The sequence below is a fragment of the Nostoc sp. LEGE 12454 genome, from assembly GCF_056620565.1.
Window position 1 is genome coordinate 278,632 of sequence record NZ_JBWQXL010000001.1, and the last position, 22,669, is coordinate 301,300.

Sequence of the window (22,669 nt, forward strand, 5' to 3'; positions counted from 1 at the left end):
CAGTAGGCATGAAATGGCTAAGAAAGAAAAATAAGCACCAGCCATCACTTTCATTAGAGGAACAACGAGCCGAAAAGTTGGCAGAATTAGGCGCTCAACTTTGGGCATTGCGTCAAGAACAGGGTCTATCCCTAGAGCAAGTGGTTGCATTGACTCGGATTCCCCGGAGATTATTGCAGGCGATCGAAGAAGGTAATTTAAACGATCTACCAGAACCAGTCTATATTCAGGGTTTGATCAGACAATTTGCCGATGCACTAGGCTTGAATGGAGTAGAATTTTCTGGCACTTTTCCGATCAGTTCTGCACAAGTTAGTCCTCTAAGTAAGGGGAATAGTTCACCCCTGGCTCAACTACGTCCGATTCATCTTTACTTTCTTTACATATTCCTAATAGTATGCTCTGTAAATGGGTTATCTCAGTTATTAAATAACGCCTTACTACAAGCAAGTAATAGCCCAAACCAGCAATATCCAAAACAAAAGTCTGTTGTTAAACCAGAACTAGCTCAACTAAAAGAGTCAACACAGGTACAACCAGTCAGCGATACCCTAAGCGGTGTCCAAAAGAGACAGGTTGTACAGGTTGGTGTAACTTTGAAAGCCTCATCTTGGATTCGTATAGTAGCCGATGGCAAAACCGAGTTTGAGGGTATTTTGCCAGAGGGAACTCACCGAGTTTGGAAAGCCCAAGAGCAACTGACAGTGAAAACTGATAATGCTGGTGGGGTGTTGGTGAGCGTCAATCAAGAGAAAGCTAAGGAAATGGGAGAGCCAGGGAAAGAGGAAGAAGTTAGGATTGCTGCAAAACCTAAGTTTTGAAATATGGGTTATGGGGCAAAACAGTTCTGTTAGCGAAAGCGGGGCGTTTAGCCCGTTCTGAATGCTGAGTTAAGAAGTGAGATTCTTAACTCAGCACTCAGGACTCAGCACTCAGGACTCAGCACTCACTGCTCTTGCGGAGCGCGTCCATTGAGTTTAGTAAGAACTTTCAAGCGATCGCGCAATTCGTCTGTTATCGCTCCTGGTTGATAGCGCCACTCCCAGTTACCCTCAGCAATACTGGGAAAATTCATCCGCGCTTCGTTTCCTAATCCCAAAATATCTTGCAAAGGAATAATCGCTTGATTGGCTATAGAACTCAAAGCTAGGCGAATCAAATCCCAGTGAATGCCATCAGGGCTGATAGAACCTAAATAAAGCAACAAGTTTTGCTTTTCCTCGTCCTCAGCTGTATTGAACCAGCCTATAGTTGTATCATTATCGTGAGTCCCGGTATAAACTACAGCATTGTGCCGATAATTGAATGGTAAAAATGGATTAGTGGAATCAGCACTAAAGGCAAATTGCAAAATTTTCATCCCCGGAAATTCATACTTGTCTCGCAGCGCTTCGACCCCTGGTGTAATTACTCCCAAATCTTCTGCTAAGACGGGTAGCTTGCCCAACTTTTGCCTAATCACTTCAAAAAAGGCATCTCCAGGCGCTTCCACCCATTTACCATTGATGGCAGTTTGTTCACCTTGCGGCACAGCCCAATAAGCCTCGAAGCCCCGGAAGTGGTCAATGCGAATTATATCTACATAATCCAGCATTGCCTCAAAGCGCTGTACCCACCACTTAAAGTCTTGTTTTTGCAATTCCTCCCAGTTGTAAACCGGGTTGCCCCACAATTGACCGGTGGCGCTAAAGTAATCTGGTGGAACTCCTGCCATTTGGGCAGCAGCACCTGTCTCTTCGTCTAAGCAAAAAATGTTGGGATGCGCCCACACGTCGGCACTATCATGAGATACGTAGATGGGGATATCGCCAATAATGTTAATGCCGCGCATATTAGCGTAACTTTTTAGTTCTGACCACTGGCGAAAAAACTCAAATTGGACGAATTTGTAATAATAAATATCTCCGTTGAGCCGATGCTGTGCTTGCTCCAATGCTTGGGGATCGCGCTTGACAAATTCTGGCTTCCATGAGTGCCAGTTTGCATTCTCGTTGGCATCTTTCAGCGCCATAAATAAGGCGTAATTATCTAGCCAATAAGCTTTACTGTCGCAAAAACCTGCAAACTCTTTCTGCTGGATGGGCGTAGCATTGGTTCTAAAGTTGTCACAGGCTTTTTTGAGTAGCCCAATCTTAATCGGTACAACCTGCTCGAAATCTACCTTTTCTAACGGAAATTCTGGTAAATTAGCAAAGTCTTCTTCAGATAGCAAACCCTCTTCTAAGAGCTTTTCTGGGCTAATTAGCAGAGGACTTCCTGCCATTGCCGAGTAGCACATATACGGAGAATTGCCGTATCCAGTGGGGCCCAGTGGTAAAACTTGCCAATATTGTTGATGGCTCTCTTTAAGAAAATCAATGAAGTGATAGGCTTCTAAGCCTAAATCCCCAATGCCAAATCGACTGGGAAAGGAGGTAGGATGCAGCAAAATGCCACTGGATCTAGGAAAAGGCATAAGTAACCTGAATTATGAGAGGGAGCAATTGTCTGATGGAAACGCTAGGCGATCGCATCAAATTTATCACTGAACGGTATTTGCAGGGGAAATCAAGTAAACTCATTTTGTTTGTCATTTGTCCTTTGTCCTTTGTCCTTTGGGAATAACCAATGACTAATGACTAATGACCAATGACTACTGACTAATGACTAAATAACTATGACTTACCGAAATCCTACACCGACAGTTGATATCATCATTGAACTAGTAGATCGACCTCATCGGCCAATAGTGTTAATTGAAAGACATAATCTACCTTTAGGTTGGGCTATTCCTGGTGGTTTTGTAGATTATGGCGAAGCGGTGGAAGTGGCGGCGCGGCGAGAAGCTGAGGAAGAGACGGGTTTACAGGTAGAATTAGTTGAACAATTACTGGTATATTCTGACCCCGATCGCGATCCGCGTCAGCATACCATTAGTATTGTGTTTTTGGCGACAGCTACGGGGGAACCTGTGGCTGGAGATGATGCTAAGGGTGTAGGCATTTTTGAGTATTGGCGAGTGCCTGGTAATTTATGTTTTGACCACGATCGCATTTTGCGCGATTATTGGCGGTATCGGCATTATGGGATACGTCCGAGGTTGGGGTAAGAGGAACGAACCGCGAAGGACGCAAAGGGCGCAAAGGAAGAGAGGAGAGGAATACCTGTGACACAAAGTTTTTGTGATTATACTGTGTCAGTGGTATTTAAAGGTGCATTATGGACGCTGAGGAATTTTTGGAAAGATACGCAGCAGGGACACGGCAGTTTCATAAAGGAAATCGCCAAGGTATAGACCTTAAAGGTGCAGACCTAAGTGAGATAGACCTATTTAGTGCAAATTGGAATGGAGCAGATTTGAGTGAGGCAACCCTGATTAGGGCAAAACTTAATAGTACCAGCCTCAGTAGAGCATCTCTAACAAATGCAAATTTGAGTGGAATAGAAGGTTCTTCAATCAATCTTAGTTGGGCAGACCTAAGTGATGCAGACTTAAGTTATGCAAACTTGAGTAATGCAAATTTAAGTGGAGCAGACTTTACTAGAGCCAACTTTACTCAGGTAAAGCTAACTGAAGTAAACTTTTCCGGTGCAAATCTCCAGAAAGCTAAACTTCGAGGAGTTACTTTGGAGAAATGTAATTTATCAGAGGTCAATTTAGCTGAAGCAGATTTAGTCAGGGTTTCCTTAGAACGAGCAAGCCTTAATAAAGCGTGTCTACAAGGCGCAAATCTAGAAAGAGCTTGTCTTTTATATGCAAACCTAATGATGGCAAACCTTAATGGTGCAAACCTGAAAAAGGCAAATTTAACTGGGGCAAATATCTATGGGACGACCTTTAAAGATGCAGACCTAACTGGTGCGATAATGCCAGATGGAGAAGTCTACAAACCGATCGCAGCTAAAGCAGAAATCGGTAAACAGGAAACATCGTTAGAGAAAGTAATATCTATGACCCGTAAAGTAATTAATACTGATAACGCACCCGCACCAGTCGGGCCTTATAATCAAGCGATCGCAGCTTCAGGTCAATTTGTATTCATCGCTGGACAAATTGCCATCGATCCCCGCCTTGGTGATGTTGTGTACACTGATGATGTCAAAAAACAAACTGAGCAGGTATTAGCTAATCTTGAAGCCATTCTCACAGCAGCCGGAGCGACTTTTCAAGATGTAGTGAAAACCACTGTATTTCTAGCTGATATGAATGATTTTGCGGCGGTGAATGCCGTATATGCGAAATATTTCCCGGAAAATACAGCCCCAGCGCGGGCTTGTGTGCAGGTATCGCGCTTACCTAAAGATGTGTTGGTAGAGATTGATGCGATCGCTGTAATTAGCGGTTAGGAGAAATAGAACAATGAGCAAAATTATAACCGTTACATTTGATGGTTCTGTTTTGCGCCCAGATATTCCACCTGATTTAGAACCGAACAAACGCTATGTGATTACCATTGTTTCTGAGGATATTAGCTCATCTCAAATTAAAGCGACTGATGTGTGGGATGTTTTAGAAGATTTAACGGGGACAGTTGATGCACCCGAAGATTGGGCAAGTCAACATGACCATTACTTGTATGGCACACCAAAACGTCAGCCTGAAATTAACACATGACGGGTGAGCGAATATTTTTAGACACTGTTTTTATCCAAGCGTTACTGAATGTACGCGATCAATACCATCTGAAGGCAAAAATAGTGCTACCGCATATCCCAAATGCTGTAGAAGTATGGGTAACTGAAGCTGTTTTAATCGAAGTTGGTAATGCTTTGAGTGCTTTTAATCGCACAGCCGCAATACAGTTGATCGAGCAGTGCTATCAAACACCAAATATAAATATTGTGAGTGTAGACACACAACTGCTCAACCGTGCTTTACAACTTTATCAGTCCCGTCTAGACAAAACTTGGGGTTAACTGATTGTATTTCCTTTATTGTCATGCAAGACCGGGGCTTAATAATTGCAGTAACGGCCGATCAACACTTTGTTCAAGCAGGTTATCGGGCACTTTTGCTTGAAATACAAGCTTGACTGAATTATGGCTTAAAAAATTATAAATTCAAGGGCAGAGTTGGGAGTTGACAATTGTAAGTATTTTTGAGTGTTCCCCTCTGATGAATGCGATCGCTTCTATAACTTTGGGAATACTGAAATTAAGTACCCTAAAGGAGTATTAAAAATGGCAGAAAATCGTATCAGTGCCAGTTTAGCCCCAGCAGACAAAGAAGCGGTCATGCAGGCGATCGCTACAATTAGAGAAAAGTTACCGTTTTTGGTTGATTTGACCCCTGAAGATCGGCGAACAATGCTGAAGATGGGAGATAAAAGTCGGGCTTTTGTCAGCAAAGCCTTACAAGTGGCAACACAAAACCCTAACTTTTTGCCTCGTTACTTTGATTTAGAAGAAATGCGCCGGGACTTGGAAATATATGAGGACTTGTATCCGGTGCTGTTGTCTCTAACGCAACTGCAAGAATTGGTGGATGATACCTGTATAACTGCTGCTAGTGAAGCGTATGCAGCAGCATTAGCAGTTTATAGTTATGCCAAAGCTAGCGGTGATGTCGCAGGTTTAGATGCAGTCATTGATGAGATGGGACGCAGGTTTAACCGCCGTTCTAAGAAAAAGCAATCCGAAGTCCCAGTTAGCTAAAGCTTGAAACAGGCAACTATACCAGTTGTCAACTTAGTAAAATACACCTCATTTGTAGGGGCATAACAATGTTATGCCCTTTTTGCGTCTTGAATTCAGAGATTTTTGGAACCCGCGCAGGTGGTCACTGAGCTTGTCGAAGTGCGGGTTTTGTCTGTGTAGCCGCGACTTCTAGTCGCCAGGGCATTTTTGAGCCTCAGAAGGTCAACGTCGAGCCTCAGAAGGTCAAAGTTGAGCCTCAGAAGGTCAAAGTTGAGCCTCAGAAGGTCAAAGTTGAGCCTCAGAAGGTCAACATTGAGCCTCAGAAGGTCAACATTGAGCCTCGGAAGGTCAACGTCGAGCCTCAGAAGGTCAACGTCGAGCCTCAGAAGGTCAACATTGAGCCTCAGAAGGTCAACGTCGAGCCTCAGAAGGTCAAAATTGGAATTAAATTAAGGTTACACGTCAAAATTACCTAAAATAAGTTTAATAAATTCCGAAATACAGCATTTATATTTAGTAGTTATTCTATAAACATTAATATCCCGAAATTGAATCTTGTAATGAACCCACAAAACAAGCCCAAGAGTCTACAAGATATTCTTAAGCAGCGCCAACAATCAGGTTTTGTGGGTCGTGAAGACCAAGTAAACCAATTTCGCCAAAATTTAGCATTACCCCCAGAAGACGATCGCCGTCGTTTTCTGTATAACCTTTGGGGTCAAGGCGGAGTTGGTAAAAGTACCCTGCTGCGACAGTTTCGTAAAATTTCTGACGAAGCAAAAATGATTTCGGCTTACATCGATGAAGCTGAAAAAACTGTACCAGAAGTCATGGGTCGTCTAGCTGAGGAGTTAGAACGGCAAGGTAATAAACTAACGCAGTTTACAGAACGCTACAAAGTTTACCTTCAAAAGCGCCAAGAATTAGAAACCGATCCAGATGCTCCTCAAGGCTTTTCGGCTTTTGTGAGAAAAACTGTCTTTAAAACTGGTGTGCGTTTGGGGCGTCGAGTTCCCGTTGACGGTGCTGAATTTGACTTTGTAGATGAGGATGCTTTTGCTACCCAAGCCGGAGAATGGGCTTCTTATGTTGCAAAGAAAATAACGAATAAAGATGAGGTGCTATTAGTTCAAGAACCTGAAGAAGTGCTGACTCCGCTATTTTTGCAAGATATTTTTAAAATTGCAAAAGAAACTACTGTTATTTTGTTTTTTGATACCTATGAACGCACCGGGGAATTCTTAGATAACTGGCTACGAGAAATTTTGGAGGGTCGCCACGGTGAAGTATCTCTCAATATATTGATAGCGATCGCCGGTCGGCAGGAATTAGATAAAAATCATTGGGCACCTTACGAGGGGTTAATAGTTCGTTTACCTCTGGAACCCTTTACAGAACAAGAAGCCCAACAATATCTAACTCGGAAAGGCATTACGGACAATCGCATTATTGAAACGATTTTGCGCCTTTCTGGAAACTTACCCTTGCTAGTGGGAATGTTAGCAGATGCTCATCCCAATGACCCCAACCAGGTAATTGAGCCTAACAGTAGTGCTGTAGAACATTTTTTAAAATGGATTGATGACCCCAAGCGGCGACAAGTAGCGCTTGATGCTGCCATTCCTCGGTGTTTGAATCGGGATGTTATAGCCAAGTTGAGACCAGAACAAGAAGCAGATGAGCTATTTACTTGGTTGAAAGAAACATCCTTTGTCAATGAACGCTCTGATGGCTGGGCTTATCATGATGTCGTCAAAACCCAAATGTTACGCCACAAGCGCCTTTCATCGCCGCAGGGTTGGGCTGACATACATGGCAAGTTAGCAGACTATTATGAGAGCCTGCGGAACGATCTGCAATTGGACGAAGAGAATAAACAGCACGATCCAAGTTGGCAGAGCCACACATTAAACGTGTTGTACCACAATTTATGTCAGTCACCGCAAAGGAATTTATCTGTATCTCTGAATGAATTTCTTGCTGCACTCAAAAATCAACGCAAATTTGCCCAACAATATGCAGAAACGATGCTTCAGGCTGGTAAAGATGCGGATTCTGCTGAAGTTCAGCGTTGGGGTGAACAATTAGCAAATGGGTTAAAAGTTTATGAGGAGAACCTTTATATTGAACTTAACCCCAAATATGACTGGGCGATCGCACGTCGCGGTCAAACTTATCGGTTAATGAAGCGTTACCCAGAAGCCCTAGAATATTTTGACCGTGCAATCGAACTTAACCCCAAACTTGACTCGGCGATCGCCCATCGCGGTCAAACTTACCTGATGCTGAAGCTATATAATGAAGCTCTTGTAGATTTCAACCGCGCTATTGACTTACATTCTGACAGTAATTGGTATTTATATAATCGCGCTTTAGCCTACCAAGCCCTTAACCAACCAGATAAAGCATGGGCTGACCTAGCAATTGCCATCAACGTTGCTAAACAGCATTACGAAAAAGATGCTGAAGACTGGTCTAACACCTTTAATTTAGCCCTTTACTATTTAGCTGCTCAATATATTCAACCAGCAGAGCGGTTATATCGCTATGCCTTATCGAAAGGTGCTTCCTCAGAATCTGTTCGTAAAACTATCCAAGACCTAGATGACTTTTTAACCGTCTTCCCTGACCATGTGCAGGCTACATCCATACGACAGTTGTTGCAGTCTTCTCTAATTTAAAACTTATTTGCAGTATACGTAGGCCAACCCAGGCATCGCTCAACCCAATTACATACAAATATTAAGCGGAGCCTTTGAACCTCAACGTTGAGCCTTTTATCCTCAATGTTGAGCCTTTGAGGCTGAAATTAGAAATATATCTAGATCAATTGTTAAATTTACTACTGGTTTTCAGGAAAAATCTGATAAAACCTTATTGAAATATACGAACTCAGTACATCTACCAGCGTCATACAACAGCTATGAGCAATACCTCTGGATTTTCAGTTAGCAAACCTGTTGCATTATGGAATAAACCCATTAACGCTGACTTTAAAGAACTATTCAAATCACTAGGAAAAGGTGTGATAAATGGGGTCTTAGGTCAGTGGGGAGAGGTAGCCAAAGATGCAGTAGAAGCTACAGCAGCACTAGGTTTAGGATCGGCACCAGAGGAAGTTGCTTGGTTACTAATTTATCGTTCTTTGGTAGAAGCAATAGTTAGTTTAATAAAAGGAAATCAAGAGTTACTGTTTGAAAAACCAAACGACAGCGATCTTGAGCTATTGTGCGATCGCCTCAACCATTCCCTAGTAAGTATAGAATTGCATATTGACCAAGATTTTTTTAGCCGTCCCAAAGATTTACCGATTCTGGAAGCGGTTAAAACTGCTTTTGCCGACTGGTTAAAATACTTTAGCGTTAATCAAGCCCAGGCACTGACAATTAGTCATCGTCTTCCTACCTATTTTGTATATGCTCTACATGAAGAGTGGGCAAAACATCCAGAAAAATATGCTTGTTTAAAAGAAGAACTGAATACCCCCTTTACTCAAGCCAATGAACGGGAACAGTCATGGCAGCGTTATTTAGCTTGGCTACAAAAACAGGTTGAAGAACCGATGCTTTTAGAAGCTTTTGGTTTAAAACAGGTTTATGTTCCTTTACACGCCTACTATAAGCAGAAAGGTGAGGGCGAAAAGGAAGAAGAATTTGAACGTCGGCTGAGAGAAGATGAGAAATATCAGCGAGTTGTTCTTGACTTAGAAATTGAACTAGAAGCTTGGTTAGAAAAAAGCGATCGCAATGATGCGATTAGAGTGATTAGTGGTGGTCCAGGAAGTGGTAAATCTTCCTTTGCCAAAATATTTGCAGCTAACCAAGCAGAAAAAGGTAAAATTCCGGTTTTATTTATTCCTTTGCACCATTTTGAACCCTCGGATGACTTAGTTGAGGCAGTTGGTAAGTTTGTCCGAGACGATGGCTTTCTCCGACATAATCCCTTAGATAAAGATAAGGCTGATTCACGCTTACTCATTATCTTTGATGGTTTAGATGAGCTTGCCATGCAGGGTAAAATTGCCACCGAGATTGCTCAACAATTTGTGCGTGAAGTCCAAAGAAAAGTAGAGCGGTTTAATGTCCGCGAAACTTGCTTACAAGTATTAATCGGCGGACGGGAACTGGTAGTGCAAGCAAATATTAGCGACTTTCGCCAACCACAGCAAATCTTGCATATATTGCCTTATTTTGTGACTGAAGAGGAGAGAAGGAATTACATTGATGACCAAAACTTGTTGCAGCAAGATCAACGTCAGATTTGGTGGCAGAAATACGGCAATGCTAGCGGACGGGGATATGATTGCTTACCAAAAAAGTTAAACCAAGATAACCTTACAGAAATTACTGCCCAACCCTTACTGAATTACTTGGTAGCATTGAGTTTTGACCAGCAAAACAAATTTCCTACAGACGGCAACCTGAATGCAATTTATGCAAATTTGCTCACAGCAGTTTATCAGCGCGGTTGGGCTGGTTATCAACATCCGGCCATTCGTGGAATTGAAGAAAAAGACTTTGTTCGCATCCTCGAAGAAATTGCTTTAGCTTCCTGGCATGGAGATGGACGAACAACAACAGTCAGAGAGATTGAAGCCCATTGCGAACACAGCAGTTTAAAAAGTCTTCTAGAGAAGTTTCAGGAAAGTGCAAAGTTAGGCGTAACTCGTCTTTTGACTGCCTTTTATTTCCGTGAGAGTGGAGTTAAAGAACAAGAAAAAACTTTTGAATTTACTCACAAAAGTTTTGGTGAATATTTGACAGCAAAACGCATCGTGCGAGAAGTTAGACTCATTCATAAAAAGCTGAAGGATCGGCTGGATGATCCAGATGAAGGATGGGATGAGCGCGAGGCTTTAAAAAGGTGGGCAATTCTCTGCGGTGCATCTGCTATGGATGAATACCTTTTTAACTTTGTTGCAGATGAAATGCGTTTACAGAATGCATTGGATGTTGGCAATTGGCAGCAGACATTATGCCATCTGATTGGTTTTATGTTGCGTCATAGAATGCCGATGGAACGCTTGACTCCCAGACCTGATTTTCAAGAAGAAAATAGACAAGCACGAAATGCAGAAGAAGCGTTGTTGGCTGTCTTAAATGCTTGCGCGAGAGTGACAAAGACAGTTTCAAAGATTCAATGGCATACACCGGAAGCTTTCGGTATCTGGATTTCCCGCTTGCAAGGGCAAAGAATCGATACTTATACTGATGTGTTTTGCTTGAATTGCCTGAGCTTTTTGGATTTACAAGGTTGCACTTTAGTTTTGAAGGACTTTGTTGATGCGAATCTTGAACGGGCGAATCTTGAACGGGCGAATCTTGAACGGGCGAATCTTGTACGGGCGAATCTTGAAGGGGCGAATCTTGAAGGGGCGAATCTTGAAGGGGCGCATCTTGAAGGGGCGGATCTTGAAGGGGCGAATCTTGAAGGGGCGAATCTTGAACGGGCGAATCTTGTACAGGCGAATCTTGAAGGGGCGAATCTTGAAGGGGCGAATCTTGTACGGGCGCATCTTGAAGGGGTGCATCTTGAAGGGGTGCATCTTGAACGGGCGAATCTTGAAGGGGCGAATCTTGAAGGGGCGAATCTTGAAGGGGCGCATCTTGAAGGGGCGAATCTTGAAGGGGCGAATCTTGAAGGGGCGAATCTTGAAGGGGCGCATCTTGAAGGGGCGAATCTTGAATGGGCGAATCTTGAAGGGGCGAATCTTGAAGGGGCGCATCTTGAAGGGGCGAATCTTAAATGGACGGATCTTGAATGGGCGGATCTTGAAGGGGCGAATCTTGAAGAGGCAAGACTTAAACCAGCAAATTTTGAGGGCGAAAATTTAGCAGACTTGAATGAGGATTCTGGTTCAGATTCCGATGAGTAAGTTACAAACATTAAGAATTTGTAGACTGCATTACATTCTTAATGCATCATTTTAGATACTTTCTATACGTTACGCTGCTGCTAACGCACCCTAGCAAACCAGTACTCAACTCAATTGCATCCAGGCATCGCTAGTCAAATCTCTTGATACCCTGAAATAAGAATCTAAAAAAAAGTAAACCCACGCTTGGATGATTAAAAATGAAATCAACAAACGAAAGAGAACAGTTAATAAAAGATATCAACGTACTGCTACATCAAGCTTATGACAGTACTTTAGATGAAATTCACGCACTCTTAAAAAGAATCGATGATATAGAAGATGAAGAAGACTTAAAAGCCATTAAAGAAGCTAGAGAAGATATACGTATTAATGGCACTGTGTCTTGGGATGAAATTCAAAACGAAATCAGAAACGAAATAAACAAAGATGTTGCGTGAGTTACGAAGTTAAATTTTCCAAGGGTGCGAAAAAGCAGTTTAGGAAACTACCTCTAGACGTACAACAGCGCATACAAACTAAAATCAACGACTTGGCAATAGAACCTGGTCCAAACGGGGTAAAAAAATTACAAGGTGATGATAATTCCTATCGTCTTCGAGTAGGAGATTATCGAGTTATTTATGAAGTAATTGATGATGTTTTGATAGTAACTGTAATTAAAGTAGGACATCGTAGCGATATTTATAAAGATGAAAGTTAGCACAAGTCCGTCAAACAACTACCGCCAGAAAGTAAACAAATAGTATTATTACCCCTAGCAAAGGAACGTGAAGACCCTGCACTGCGTTGTTAGGCTGTGGGTAAGCGATCGCAAGATCCCGGTTCAATATCTGCTACTTTCGCTAAAACTGCATCGTATTTTTCTCGACTGCCTCGCTTTGCTAACTCCCCTAGATAAATTTCAGTTGTTAGTGCAGCGATTTTCTCCGCAACTGCTGTCGCCACAAACTGATCGATAGAAATCCCGTCTTGTTTAGCAAGTTCCTGCAAACTTTTGTACAAAGAGTCAGGAAATTGGACGCTGAGGTTGCTCATGGCAATGCTCCAATAGATTGCAAAAACTCCTATGTTATGCAGTTTTTGCATTTTGTATCCAAATATTTTTGAAACCCGCGCAGGTGGTCACTGAGCTTGTCGTTCGCGCAGCGTCTCGTAGAGAAGTGCGGGTTTTGTATTTCGACTCCGCTCAACACAAGTCTGTATAGCCGCGATTTCTAATCGCCAAGGCATTTTTGACCCTCAGAAGGTCAACATCGAGCCTCAGAAGGTCAACATCGAGCCTCGGAAGGTCAACATCGAGCCTCAAAAGGTCAACATCGAGCCTCAGAAGGTCAACGTCGAGCCTCAGAAGGTCAACATCGAGCCTCAGAAGGTCAACATCGAGCCTCAAAAGGTCAACGTCGAGCCTCAGAAGGTCAACGTCGAGCCTCAAAAGGTCAACATCGAGCCTCAGAAGGTCAACGTCGAGCTTCAGAAGGTCAACGCCTAAAAATTAACTCAAAAAAGTTAAGAAAATTCCGAAATACATTTTTTATATTTAGTAGTTCTGTCTATAAACATAGACGCTTCAAAATTAAATCTTATTATGAACGCACAAGATAAGCCCAAGAGTCTACAAGATATTGTTAAGCAACGTCAACAATCAAATTTTGTAGGTCGTGAAGACCAAATAAACCGATTTCGCCAAAATTTAGCATTACCGTTAGAAGACAATCGCCGTTGTTTTCTATTTAACGTTTCTGGTCAAGGCGGAGTTGGTAAAACTACTTTGCTGCGGCAGTTTCGTAAAATTGCTGACGATGCAAAAATGATTTCGACTTACACTGATGAAACTGAAAAAACTATACCAGAAGTCATGGGTCGTATAGTTGAGGAGTTAGAACAGCAAGGTTATAAACTAACGCAGTTTAGCGATCGCTACAAAGTTTACTGCCAAAAATGCCAAGAATTAGAAACAGATCCAGATGCTCCTCAAGGCTTTTCCGCTTTTGTCGGGAAAACTATGGTAAAAACTGGTGTGCGTCTAGCGCGTCATGTTCCTGTTGGCGGCGCTGTATTTGAGATTGTAGATGAGGATGCTTTGGCTACCCAAGTCGGAGAATGGGCATCTTATGTTGCAAAGAAAATAACGAATAAAGATGAAGTAAATTTAATTAAAAAACCTGAAGAAGTTCTGACCCCGCTATTTTTGCAAGATATTTCTAAAATTGCTGATAAAACTCCTGTTGTTCTGTTTTTCGATACCTCAGAACGCACCGGAGAATTCCTAGATAATTGGCTACGGGAAATTTTTGAGAACCAGTACGGTAAAGTATCTGCCAATATATTAATAATCATCGCCGGTCGCCAAGAATTGGATAAAAATGACTGGGCATCATACGAAGAATTAATAGTTCGTTTCCCTCTGGAACCCTTTACAGAAGAAGAAGCCCAACAATATCTAACTCGCAAAGGCATTACAGACAATCGCATTATTGAAGTGATTTTAAACGTTTCTGGAAACTTACCCCTGCTCATGGAAATGCTAGCAGATGCTCATCCCAATGACCCCAACCAGGTAATTGAGCCTAGCAGCAGTGCTGTAAAAAGCTTTTTAAAATGGATTGATGACCCCAAACGTCGACAAGTGGCGCTTGATGCTGCTATCCCTCGCTGCTTGAACCGGGATGTTATAGCCCAGTTAAGACCAGAACAAGAAGCTGATGAGCTATTTACTTGGCTAAAAGAAACATCCTTTCTCAAGGAACGTAGTAACGGCTGGGTTTATCATGATGTGGTCAAAACCCAAATGTTATGCCACAAACGCCATTCATCGCCGCAAGGTTGGGCTGACATACATGGTAAGTTGGCACAATATTATGACAGTCTACGAAACGATTTGCAATTGGATGAAGATAACAAACAACGCGATCCTAGCTGGCAAAGTCATACATTAAACGTCTTGTACCATAAATTATGTCAGTCACCGCAAAGAAATTTATCTGTAGCTCTTAATGAATTTCTTGCTCTCCTCAAAAATCAACCTATTTTTGCTCAACAATATGCAAAAACAATGCTTCAAGCTGGTAAAGATGGGGATTCTGCTGAAGTTCAGTATTGGGGTAAGCAATTAGCAAATGGCTTAAAAGCTTATGAAGAAAAACGCTATGAAGATGCTGCGTATAATCGCGCTTTAGTTTACTTAGCCCTTGACCAACCAGACAAAGCACGAACTTGCCTAGTGCCTGTCATCAAGCTTGCTACAGAACATTACAAAAAAAATGCTAAAGACTGGCGTAATGCCTTTAATTTAGCGCTTTACTGTTTGGCTGCTCAATACACTAAACAAGCAGACCACTTATATCGCTATGCTTTATTAAAGGGTGCTTCCTCAGAATCTATTAGTGAAGCTATCCAAGACCTAAATGACTTTTTAACTATCTTGCCTGACCATCTGCAAGCTACATTCATCCAACAGTTGTTGCAGTCTTCTCTAAGTAAGTCATATAATTTTCAACCTACCCCCCAGAAAACCCACGAGTCCCAACAGCAAACTGCTAATCAATTCTCTCCCTCATAGTGTAAGTCTACTTGAGTGAACTTACACTATGAGCCTGAGATTTCAAACTTTGGCGCAGAAACGAGTAAGCGCAATATCCCAGTTAACTTGTATTCGGGAGACTGGGCTAAATCTAATTGCATACAAATATTAAGCGATGCCTGCTGTGGGCTACGCCTACGCTACTACTAATTTACCTTTCTCATGACAAATCGTAGGCGTAGGCTAGTAAGAACCGCAGGCATTGCTTAAGTCAAAACTCTTGCAAACACTTGGGAAAAATTACCCCTGAAGGTAAAGACCCTGCACTGCTTTGTTAGGCTGTCGGTAATTGATCGTAAGATTCCGGTTCAATATCTGGTACTTTCGCTAAAACTGCGTCGTATTTTTCTCGACTGCCTTGCTTTGCTAACTCCCCTAGATAAATTTCAGTTGTTAGTGCAGCGATTTTTTCCGCAACTGCTGTCGCTACAAACTGATCGATAGAAATGCCGTCTTGTTTGGCAAGTTCCTGCAAACTTTTGTACAAAGAGTCAGGAAGCTGGACGCTCAGGTTGCTCATGACAATGCTCCGATAGATTGCAAAAACTCCGCAGGTATCATTGTGGAACTGTCATAGAGGCATAATACTGTCTCTCGCTTTAGGAATCAATGCTGTTTTGCGGTTCTAATCCCCATTTGAAAATGATTGCAATGGATTATTACCTTTGTGATGACAAGCAGCATTTCGTAGACGTAGCTTGCCGCAATGATGTATCCCTACGTTATCAGCCAGATAAAAACGGCATTTATCTAAACCCACTCAAATCCCTGTGTGGCTAAAAATTCTTTAGCTGGTTCCAAAATATCTTTTCTTAAAATCAGCTTGACTTTTGGAGAACTAAGATACAAACGAAAACGCTCAATAAAAAGTTCGTTAGCAGGTTCGATCTTCCTAATAGCACTCCAGGGAATCAACAACGGCGTAAGTCCCAAGCTAAACAACGGGAAAATACTCAGATAAATACCTTGAGGATTTGTACCAACATTTAAAATTCCTTTGTAATACGCCAAACCCACAGAACCGCTTTGCATTCGGGAGAAGTTTTGTGGCGGCGCTTCTTGGGTGCTGTAGAGTTTAGCGAGGCGATTCCAGTCATGACGGAATAGAAAAATCATGACTATCATGCTAAGTGAGAAATAAACGATGTATATCCACTGAAGGTTATGTGGCATTTATTTTTAATTCGTTGATGATTGACGCTTCAACTGTAAGCGATGTTCAACAACAAGCCTCAGTGCGTCTACGTACTCACCAATCAATCACATTTCCTTGAATCTTTCCAAATTATCGAAGCATTGCGGTTAAAAATTGCTGAATTTAAACCCTATTCATTCAAAAAACTGGCCTTAATTAAAGCCAGTTTTTTGATTTTATTGCTAACTTTTAGCAAAGCTTACGGCCGAGTAATTAACGGAACACACTTGAGAAGATATTATTAAGCTTTCTCATTCAAATGTCAAGATTTTATGAACTACTTCCCCAAAGTTTGCCATTAGATATCGCTACTTTCCTTAAATTCTCAGGCTGTGCTTCTAAATTTTTGTCGCCAAAATGCTGATTCATCAAGGCTGGAACCTGTGCAGCTTGAATTCGGCTATGGCGGGTTTTATCTGGCATTACTAAATTCGGCCCAGCTTTACAGTTCTTCATACAACCAGTGCCCTTGATTGTAACTTGGTCTTCTAAACCGCGATCGCTTAAAGCCGCCTCTAACGCCTGACAAACTGCTTTACCACCACGTTTCATACAATCAGACTTTTGACATACCAAAATCGTGGCCTTAGCCTTAGCTGGTTTGACTTTGACATTATCAATAGATGGGGGTTTTTGTGGTGCAGCGATGGTTTGAATTGTTGCTGTTTCAGAACGCGCCGCCATCACACGTTCAGCTTTCAGTGTAACTTTGTCTTTTTTTATATCGTATTCTTTATAACCAACAACTTGTAGCCAAGTACCTGCTGGTAGCCGCAAATCAAAAGCAGCCCGTAAGTGTTTAGCGAGTTTAACGTAGCATTCACCCTCATGAGTACTTAGCAGTAAACCTTTCAGCTTATAACCGTCTTTAATAACAAAATCTATAAATCTGCCCTCAAGGCAAAATTTTGATACTTCCATATTGTGAGATGCACCCATTTTTTAACCTCCTTTTAACTAGTACAAGCTATTAAGCGAGATATTCTCAGCAGTAGCAAAAAATTAGAACTGTTGATAGCGACTTTTCCAGCAACACTCAAGAGTCCAAATTTGGTCTTGACGAGAGGCTGTAAATCGCTGTACTACACTCCAAAGTTGAACAGCCGCAGTCGGATTGCTAATTTCAACTTTTAATGGCTGGTTAGCCGCACAACTACAGGGAATGTCTAACTCCTCTAAGCGTTGATAGACTTGCCACCGGTCTACCCAATTCACCTCTACAAGGTGGTTTATTTCTATTTCTGAACTATATGATTTCAAGAGAATTGCCCTCAAAGTGCAACAAACTTGTAGTAACTACGGCCATTTAACTTCCTGCTTTTTGAAAATCTTAGTAGTCTAGCCTCTTAAAACCAGCATACCTTAAGTGCAAACAATTCTCATTAATTTTGCAAAAAAAATAAAATTTTTGCGATCGTCCTATGAGGGAGATTAGGTGGATGACAAGGAGTATCAGGGTAAGGAGGCATTTACTACTCCATCTCCCCTCACTTACTTCCGGAGTTATACACACTTAACTTTTCATGTCAACAGTAATGAGAAAGATACACAACTTGATGAGCCTGCCATAATCCAGCAAACAATAAATTTAAGACTTTTAGTAAACAAAAATACAAAATATTGTGATGGCAAATTGGCTTGTTCTTATTGTGAAAATGTTAATATGTAAAGAATAAGCAGTTAAAATCTATAATTGCTAAATAGCGAGGAGAACAATGTCTGAAACGCAAACTTTGTTACGGAATTTTGGTCATGTATATGACAATCCTGTCTTGCTGGATCGCAGTGTAACTGCTCCAGTTACAGAAGGATTTAACGTTGTATTAGCTAGTTTCCAGGCACTGTACTTGCAGTACCAAAAGCATCATTTTGTAGTTGAAGGCTCAGAATTTTACTCTCTGCATGAGTTTTTTAACGAAAGCTACAACCAAGTACAAGACCACGTTCATGAAATTGGAGAACGTTTGGATGGACTGGGTGGTGTGCCAGTAGCTACCTTCAGCAAATTAGCAGAATTAACCTGTTTTGAGCAAGAATCTGAAGGCGTATATTCCTCTCGCCAAATGGTAGAAAACGATCTAGCTGCCGAACAAGCAATCATTGGCGTAATTCGTCGCCAAGCTGCTCAGGCAGAGAGTTTAGGCGATCGGGGCACGCGCTATCTGTACGAAAAGATTTTGTTGAAAACTGAGGAACGTGCGTATCATTTATCTCACTTCCTCGCTAAAGACAGCTTAACTTTAGGGTTTGTCCAAGCAGCTCAAAGCTAAAATTCTCATAATCTAGATTTGTCTACCGAGACTGAAAGAAAAAGTTGGCAGCAGCAACTATTAAAATATTATAAAAAATGGCAGAGAATGGTATCCCTATTTCTCTGCCATTTTTAATCTAAGTAAACATATTTCTATAATATTTAATGTTGAAAATATTTAGCAATTAGCTAGTTAAGATAAATTTTTATTTAAGTAATCTATTTGTACATAAATAAGCAGACAGATATACACAAAAATAAATCATCATTTATTGCAAGTTTCATCAGATTAAATAATAAAGATTCGCAAAAGCTTTAGAAATTTGAGCATCATAATTAAATAAAATTAGAAATACAAAATAATCATTACGCACAAGAGGCAGAGGGGAAAAACTTACTGCAACTTCTACTCGGTCACTGAGCGTAGCCGAAGTGCTGCTCCCCCCACTCCCCCACTCCTTCCTGTCATCAAACTTAGAAAACTTAATAATAAAAAGCACCAGAGGGGGTAAAGACCCTTAAAATGATCAGGATTTCTATTCTCGTATTCCAAGGCAACGACTATGCCCCGCCGTGACGACCTCCAGAAGATTCTACTGTTAGGTTCTGGTCCAATTGTGATCGGACAAGCCTGTGAGTTTGACTACTCTGGCACTCAAGCCTGCAAAGCGCTCCGAGAAGAAGGCTATGAAGTGGTTTTGGTCAACTCCAACCCTGCAACGATTATGACCGACCCGGAAACGGCCGATCGCACTTACATTGAGCCGCTAACTCCAGAATTGGTCGAAAAAGTCATCGAAAAAGAACGCCCCGATGCTCTACTACCAACGATGGGAGGACAAACCGCCCTCAACATCGCCGTTGCTTTAGCCAAAAATGGGGTGTTGGAAAAGTACGGCGTTGAGTTAATCGGCGCTAAACTCCCAGCGATCGAAAAAGCTGAAGATCGAAAACTTTTTGGTGAAGCAATGGCAAGGATCGGAGTAGCTGTGTGTCCTAGCGACACAGCCGAATCTTTAGAAGAAGCCAAAGCTGTTGCCCGCCAAATTGGTACTTATCCCCTAATTATTCGTCCAGCTTTCACAATGGGTGGAAGTGGCGGTGGCATTGCCTACAACCAAGAAGAATTTGAAGAAATGGCACAAGTAGGTATAGATGCCAGTCCTGTTTCGCAAATTCTCATTGACCAGTCTTTACTCGGCTGGAAAGAATATGAACTCGAAGTGATGCGTGACTTAGCAGATAACGTGGTGATTATCTGCTCGATCGAAAACCTTGACCCGATGGGCATTCACACCGGGGACTCTATTACCGTCGCTCCCGCGCAAACCCTCACTGATAAAGAATATCAAAGGCTGCGGGATATGGCAATTAAAATCATCCGTGAGATAGGTGTGGAAACTGGTGGTTCTAATATTCAATTTGCCGTCAATCCGCTGAATGGCGATGTGGTTGTAATTGAGATGAACCCGCGCGTTTCCCGCAGTTCGGCTTTATCTTCCAAAGCCACGGGTTTCCCCATTGCCAAAATGGCCGCAAAATTAGCTGTGGGCTACACCTTGGATGAAATTAAAAATGACATCACCAAGAAAACTCCCGCGTCCTTTGAGCCGACAATTGACTATGTGGTGACAAAAATCCCCCGCTTCGCCTTTGAAAAGTTCCCCGGCTCCGACCCAGTGCTGACAACCCAAATGAAATCTGTTGGGGAAGCAATGGCAATTGGGCGGACTTTCAACGAATCCTTCCAAAAGGCACTGCGATCGCTCGAAACCGGACGCGCTGGTTGGGGTTGCGATGGAGCCGAAAAATTACCCAGTGGCGAACAAATTCGCGCCCAATTGCGAACACCTAACCCCGATCGCATTTTCTCCGTGCGCCATGCCTTGCAACTAGGGATTAGTGCTGAGGAAATCTACGAACTGACTGGTATTGACCCGTGGTTCCTAGATAAATTTCAGCAACTGCTAGATGTCGAGAAATTCCTTAAGCGGACACCTTTGCAGCAATTGACAAAAGAGCAACTTTATGAGGTAAAGCGGGATGGATATAGCGATCGCCAGATTGGGTATGCCACCAAAACTACCGAAGACGAAGTTCGCGCCTACCGCAAGTCACTAGGGATTATCCCGGTTTATAAAACCGTAGATACCTGCGCTGCTGAGTTTGAAGCGTTTACTCCCTACTACTATTCTACCTACGAAGAAGAAACAGAGGTAATGCCCGCAACCAAGCCAAAAGTGTTGATTTTAGGTGGTGGCCCCAACCGCATTGGACAAGGAATTGAGTTTGACTATTGTTGTTGTCACGCCGCTTATGCCTTGAAGGATGCAGGTTATGAGACGATTATGGTTAACTCTAACCCAGAGACAGTTTCGACAGATTACGATACCAGCGATCGCCTTTACTTTGAGCCTTTAACAAAAGAAGATGTCCTTAACATCATCGAAACTGAAAATCCAGTCGGGATAATTATCCAGTTTGGCGGACAAACACCGCTCAAGTTGGCTATCCCATTACAAGAGTTTCTTAACAATGACACATCAGGACTGCTGACTAAAATCTGGGGTACATCGCCAGATTCCATCGACATGGCAGAAAACCGGGAGCGGTTTGAAAAGATTCTCCAACAGTTGAATATTTCCCAACCGCCCAATGGTATCGCACGGAGTTACGAAGATGCGCTGATTGTTGCTAAACGCATTGGCTATCCAGTGGTAGTGCGTCCCAGCTATGTGTTGGGGGGACGGGCGATGGAAATCGTTTATTCTGATGCTGAGTTGGAACGCTACATGACCTTTGCGGTACTAGTAGAACCAGAACATCCGATTTTGATTGATAAGTTTTTGGAAAATGCCATTGAAGTCGATGTAGATGCGATCGCCGACCATACAGGAAAAGTGGTGATTGGTGGTATCATGGAACACATCGAACAAGCGGGTATTCACTCAGGAGATTCTGCTTGTTCCTTACCTTCCATTTCCCTATCACCAGCAGTTCTCAATCAGATTCGTACTTGGACGATACAGCTAGCACAAGCATTGTCGGTCGTAGGGTTGATGAATATTCAATTTGCCGTTGTCGGTGCAAGCAGCTATTCTCCCCAAGTTTACATTCTAGAAGCTAATCCCCGCGCTTCTCGCACAGTACCATTTGTATCTAAAGCTACAGGCGTACAGCTAGCGAAACTAGCATCCTTAATTATGTCAGGTAAAACCTTAGAGGAGCTAAATTTTACAGAGGAAGTCATTCCTACACATATTGCTGTAAAAGAAGCTGTATTACCCTTTAATAAATTCCCAGGAACTGATACAATATTGGGCCCAGAAATGAGATCCACTGGTGAGGTGATGGGGATTGACAGCGACTTTGGCCGTGCATTTGCCAAAGCGGAAATGGGTGCTGGGGAGCGTTTACCGCTAACGGGAACTGTATTTGTATCAATGAGCGATCGCGATAAAGCTGCTGCAAGTGGTGTGGTGAAGGAATTTATCGATTTGGGCTTTACAGTGATGGCTACCCTTGGTACACGCCGAGTTCTTCTGGAACAGGGGCTAAAGATTGAATTAGTCTTAAAACTCCATGAAGGTCGTCCCCACGTGCTTGATGCGATCAAAAACAAGAAGATCCAACTTATTATCAACACACCATCAGGGGAAGAAGCCCAGACTGATGCTAGGTTAATCCGCCGCACAGCCTTAGCGTACAAAATTCCCATCATTACTACCATCGCCGGTGCAAAAGCTACCGTTGCCGCTATCCGTTCCTTACAAAATACGACTTTGGATGTAAAAACTATCCAAGAGTATTGCCCTCTCTAAGGAGTAGGGGAGCAGGGGAGAAGTTGCAGTAAGTCTTTCCCCTCTGCCCCTTTGCCTCTTGTACCCAATGCCCCATGCCCAATTCCCGATTCCCAATTGCCAGAAAAATTAAACAATTGTTAGAAGAGAATGAATATAGTTCTCATTGAGATACTTTAACAAATATGAGGAAAATTATTTGAATCAGATAATTTCTTAAATTGACTTTTAGTCAGCCTTAAGATAGAGACCAACATTGGATGAACTGGAAAAACCAGGAAATTTCATGTCGCCATCTAGCCAAAATCTTCTCATAAATGTTACAATTATTAATAGGACTTTCATAAAA

At 42.3% G+C, this 22,669-nt stretch carries 21 protein-coding genes; 13 read left to right on the forward strand and 8 right to left on the reverse strand.

Annotation, left to right across the window (positions count from 1 at the left end; all coding sequences use genetic code 11):
- The first annotated feature begins 8 nt into the window (after window positions 1-8).
- Entirely contained in the window at window positions 9-821 is an 813-nt protein-coding gene (locus tag AC1F2U_RS01210) for a helix-turn-helix domain-containing protein (protein ID WP_480259478.1), read from the forward strand.
- 125 nt (window positions 822-946) lie between these two features.
- Here the strand turns inward: AC1F2U_RS01210 and malQ are convergent, their stop codons facing one another.
- The gene (malQ, locus tag AC1F2U_RS01215; RefSeq protein WP_480259479.1) at window positions 947-2,455 is read right to left on the reverse strand and encodes a 4-alpha-glucanotransferase; all 1,509 of its coding nucleotides are present in this window, start codon (window positions 2,453-2,455) and stop codon (window positions 947-949) included.
- On the reverse strand, window positions 2,442-2,573 hold the full coding sequence (locus AC1F2U_RS01220; protein ID WP_480259480.1) for a hypothetical protein: 132 nt from the start codon (window positions 2,571-2,573) through the stop codon (window positions 2,442-2,444). The genes malQ and AC1F2U_RS01220 overlap by 14 nt, the downstream gene beginning before the upstream one ends.
- Window positions 2,574-2,656: 83 nt before the next feature.
- On the opposite strand from AC1F2U_RS01220, the gene AC1F2U_RS01225 reads away from it, so the two are divergent.
- The 9 genes from AC1F2U_RS01225 (at window position 2,657) to AC1F2U_RS01265 (ending at window position 12,194) form a co-directional block, all read left to right on the forward strand.
- On the forward strand, window positions 2,657-3,088 hold the full coding sequence (locus AC1F2U_RS01225) for an NUDIX domain-containing protein (protein WP_480259481.1): 432 nt from the start codon (window positions 2,657-2,659) through the stop codon (window positions 3,086-3,088).
- 110 nt (window positions 3,089-3,198) lie between these two features.
- Window positions 3,199-4,326 carry a Rid family detoxifying hydrolase gene (locus AC1F2U_RS01230; protein ID WP_480259482.1) on the forward strand — a complete coding sequence of 376 codons (1,128 nt, stop codon included), beginning with the start codon at window positions 3,199-3,201 and terminating at the stop codon, window positions 4,324-4,326.
- Window positions 4,327-4,339: 13 nt separating this feature from the next.
- Window positions 4,340-4,594: a hypothetical protein gene (locus AC1F2U_RS01235; RefSeq protein WP_480259483.1), complete on the forward strand. Its 255-nt coding sequence runs from the start codon at window positions 4,340-4,342 to the stop codon at window positions 4,592-4,594.
- Complete coding sequence (locus tag AC1F2U_RS01240) at window positions 4,591-4,896, forward strand: type II toxin-antitoxin system VapC family toxin (protein WP_480259484.1); 306 nt, start codon at window positions 4,591-4,593, stop codon at window positions 4,894-4,896. The genes AC1F2U_RS01235 and AC1F2U_RS01240 overlap by 4 nt, the downstream gene beginning before the upstream one ends.
- A 264-nt stretch (window positions 4,897-5,160) precedes the next feature.
- Window positions 5,161-5,634, forward strand: a complete 474-nt coding sequence (locus tag AC1F2U_RS01245) for a hypothetical protein (protein ID WP_480259485.1) — start codon at window positions 5,161-5,163, stop codon at window positions 5,632-5,634.
- Between the two features lie 542 nt (window positions 5,635-6,176).
- The gene (locus AC1F2U_RS01250; RefSeq protein WP_480259486.1) at window positions 6,177-8,297 is read left to right on the forward strand and encodes a tetratricopeptide repeat protein; all 2,121 of its coding nucleotides are present in this window, start codon (window positions 6,177-6,179) and stop codon (window positions 8,295-8,297) included.
- 242 nt (window positions 8,298-8,539) lie between these two features.
- The gene (locus AC1F2U_RS01255; RefSeq protein ID WP_480259487.1) at window positions 8,540-11,491 is read left to right on the forward strand and encodes a pentapeptide repeat-containing protein; all 2,952 of its coding nucleotides are present in this window, start codon (window positions 8,540-8,542) and stop codon (window positions 11,489-11,491) included.
- A gap of 200 nt (window positions 11,492-11,691) precedes the next feature.
- The gene (locus AC1F2U_RS01260; RefSeq protein ID WP_480259488.1) at window positions 11,692-11,931 is read left to right on the forward strand and encodes a hypothetical protein; all 240 of its coding nucleotides are present in this window, start codon (window positions 11,692-11,694) and stop codon (window positions 11,929-11,931) included.
- Window positions 11,928-12,194, forward strand: a complete 267-nt coding sequence (locus tag AC1F2U_RS01265) for a type II toxin-antitoxin system RelE family toxin (protein ID WP_480259489.1) — start codon at window positions 11,928-11,930, stop codon at window positions 12,192-12,194. The genes AC1F2U_RS01260 and AC1F2U_RS01265 overlap by 4 nt, the downstream gene beginning before the upstream one ends.
- Window positions 12,195-12,283: 89 nt before the next feature.
- On the opposite strand, the gene AC1F2U_RS01270 is transcribed toward AC1F2U_RS01265, so the two are convergent.
- Complete coding sequence (locus tag AC1F2U_RS01270; protein ID WP_480259490.1) at window positions 12,284-12,529, reverse strand: toxin-antitoxin system HicB family antitoxin; 246 nt, start codon at window positions 12,527-12,529, stop codon at window positions 12,284-12,286.
- Between the two features lie 151 nt (window positions 12,530-12,680).
- Complete coding sequence (locus AC1F2U_RS01275; protein ID WP_480259491.1) at window positions 12,681-12,926, reverse strand: hypothetical protein; 246 nt, start codon at window positions 12,924-12,926, stop codon at window positions 12,681-12,683.
- 153 nt (window positions 12,927-13,079) lie between these two features.
- Between AC1F2U_RS01275 and AC1F2U_RS01280 the strand changes: the two genes are divergently transcribed.
- Entirely contained in the window at window positions 13,080-15,053 is a 1,974-nt protein-coding gene (locus AC1F2U_RS01280) for a hypothetical protein (protein ID WP_480259492.1), read from the forward strand.
- 295 nt (window positions 15,054-15,348) lie between these two features.
- Here the strand turns inward: AC1F2U_RS01280 and AC1F2U_RS01285 are convergent, their stop codons facing one another.
- From AC1F2U_RS01285 to AC1F2U_RS01300, 4 genes are all read right to left on the reverse strand, one after another.
- On the reverse strand, window positions 15,349-15,594 hold the full coding sequence (locus AC1F2U_RS01285) for a toxin-antitoxin system HicB family antitoxin (protein WP_480259493.1): 246 nt from the start codon (window positions 15,592-15,594) through the stop codon (window positions 15,349-15,351).
- A 230-nt stretch (window positions 15,595-15,824) separates the two neighbouring features.
- Entirely contained in the window at window positions 15,825-16,190 is a 366-nt protein-coding gene (locus tag AC1F2U_RS01290) for a hypothetical protein (RefSeq protein WP_480259494.1), read from the reverse strand.
- A 349-nt stretch (window positions 16,191-16,539) separates the two neighbouring features.
- On the reverse strand, window positions 16,540-17,208 hold the full coding sequence (locus AC1F2U_RS01295; protein WP_480259495.1) for a (2Fe-2S) ferredoxin domain-containing protein: 669 nt from the start codon (window positions 17,206-17,208) through the stop codon (window positions 16,540-16,542).
- A gap of 63 nt (window positions 17,209-17,271) precedes the next feature.
- Window positions 17,272-17,529 (reverse strand): Asr1405/Asl0597 family protein, encoded by a 258-nt coding sequence (locus AC1F2U_RS01300; RefSeq protein ID WP_322637486.1) that lies wholly within the window; start codon window positions 17,527-17,529, stop codon window positions 17,272-17,274.
- 455 nt (window positions 17,530-17,984) lie between these two features.
- On the opposite strand from AC1F2U_RS01300, the gene dpsA reads away from it, so the two are divergent.
- Complete coding sequence (gene dpsA, locus AC1F2U_RS01305) at window positions 17,985-18,539, forward strand: DNA starvation/stress protection protein DpsA (protein WP_322669776.1); 555 nt, start codon at window positions 17,985-17,987, stop codon at window positions 18,537-18,539.
- Between the two features lie 544 nt (window positions 18,540-19,083).
- The gene (gene carB / locus AC1F2U_RS01310) at window positions 19,084-22,341 is read left to right on the forward strand and encodes a carbamoyl-phosphate synthase large subunit (RefSeq protein ID WP_480259496.1); all 3,258 of its coding nucleotides are present in this window, start codon (window positions 19,084-19,086) and stop codon (window positions 22,339-22,341) included.
- Window positions 22,342-22,669: the final 328 nt, after the last annotated feature.

Excerpts from the sequence above, each read along its gene's own strand:
- AC1F2U_RS01210 (WP_480259478.1), top strand. The coding sequence starts at position 9 with ATGAAATGGCTAAGAAAGAAAAATAAGCACCAGCCATCACTTTCATTA.
- malQ (WP_480259479.1), bottom strand. The coding sequence starts at position 2,455 with ATGCCTTTTCCTAGATCCAGTGGCATTTTGCTGCATCCTACCTCCTTT.
- AC1F2U_RS01220 (WP_480259480.1), bottom strand. The coding sequence starts at position 2,573 with ATGACAAACAAAATGAGTTTACTTGATTTCCCCTGCAAATACCGTTCA.
- AC1F2U_RS01225 (WP_480259481.1), top strand. The coding sequence starts at position 2,657 with ATGACTTACCGAAATCCTACACCGACAGTTGATATCATCATTGAACTA.
- AC1F2U_RS01230 (WP_480259482.1), top strand. The coding sequence starts at position 3,199 with ATGGACGCTGAGGAATTTTTGGAAAGATACGCAGCAGGGACACGGCAG.
- AC1F2U_RS01235 (WP_480259483.1), top strand. The coding sequence starts at position 4,340 with ATGAGCAAAATTATAACCGTTACATTTGATGGTTCTGTTTTGCGCCCA.
- AC1F2U_RS01240 (WP_480259484.1), top strand. The coding sequence starts at position 4,591 with ATGACGGGTGAGCGAATATTTTTAGACACTGTTTTTATCCAAGCGTTA.
- AC1F2U_RS01245 (WP_480259485.1), top strand. The coding sequence starts at position 5,161 with ATGGCAGAAAATCGTATCAGTGCCAGTTTAGCCCCAGCAGACAAAGAA.
- AC1F2U_RS01250 (WP_480259486.1), top strand. The coding sequence starts at position 6,177 with ATGAACCCACAAAACAAGCCCAAGAGTCTACAAGATATTCTTAAGCAG.
- AC1F2U_RS01255 (WP_480259487.1), top strand. The coding sequence starts at position 8,540 with ATGAGCAATACCTCTGGATTTTCAGTTAGCAAACCTGTTGCATTATGG.
- AC1F2U_RS01260 (WP_480259488.1), top strand. The coding sequence starts at position 11,692 with ATGAAATCAACAAACGAAAGAGAACAGTTAATAAAAGATATCAACGTA.
- AC1F2U_RS01270 (WP_480259490.1), bottom strand. The coding sequence starts at position 12,529 with ATGAGCAACCTCAGCGTCCAATTTCCTGACTCTTTGTACAAAAGTTTG.
- AC1F2U_RS01280 (WP_480259492.1), top strand. The coding sequence starts at position 13,080 with ATGAACGCACAAGATAAGCCCAAGAGTCTACAAGATATTGTTAAGCAA.
- AC1F2U_RS01285 (WP_480259493.1), bottom strand. The coding sequence starts at position 15,594 with ATGAGCAACCTGAGCGTCCAGCTTCCTGACTCTTTGTACAAAAGTTTG.
- AC1F2U_RS01290 (WP_480259494.1), bottom strand. The coding sequence starts at position 16,190 with ATGATTTTTCTATTCCGTCATGACTGGAATCGCCTCGCTAAACTCTAC.
- AC1F2U_RS01295 (WP_480259495.1), bottom strand. The coding sequence starts at position 17,208 with ATGGGTGCATCTCACAATATGGAAGTATCAAAATTTTGCCTTGAGGGC.
- dpsA (WP_322669776.1), top strand. The coding sequence starts at position 17,985 with ATGTCTGAAACGCAAACTTTGTTACGGAATTTTGGTCATGTATATGAC.
- carB (WP_480259496.1), top strand. The coding sequence starts at position 19,084 with ATGCCCCGCCGTGACGACCTCCAGAAGATTCTACTGTTAGGTTCTGGT.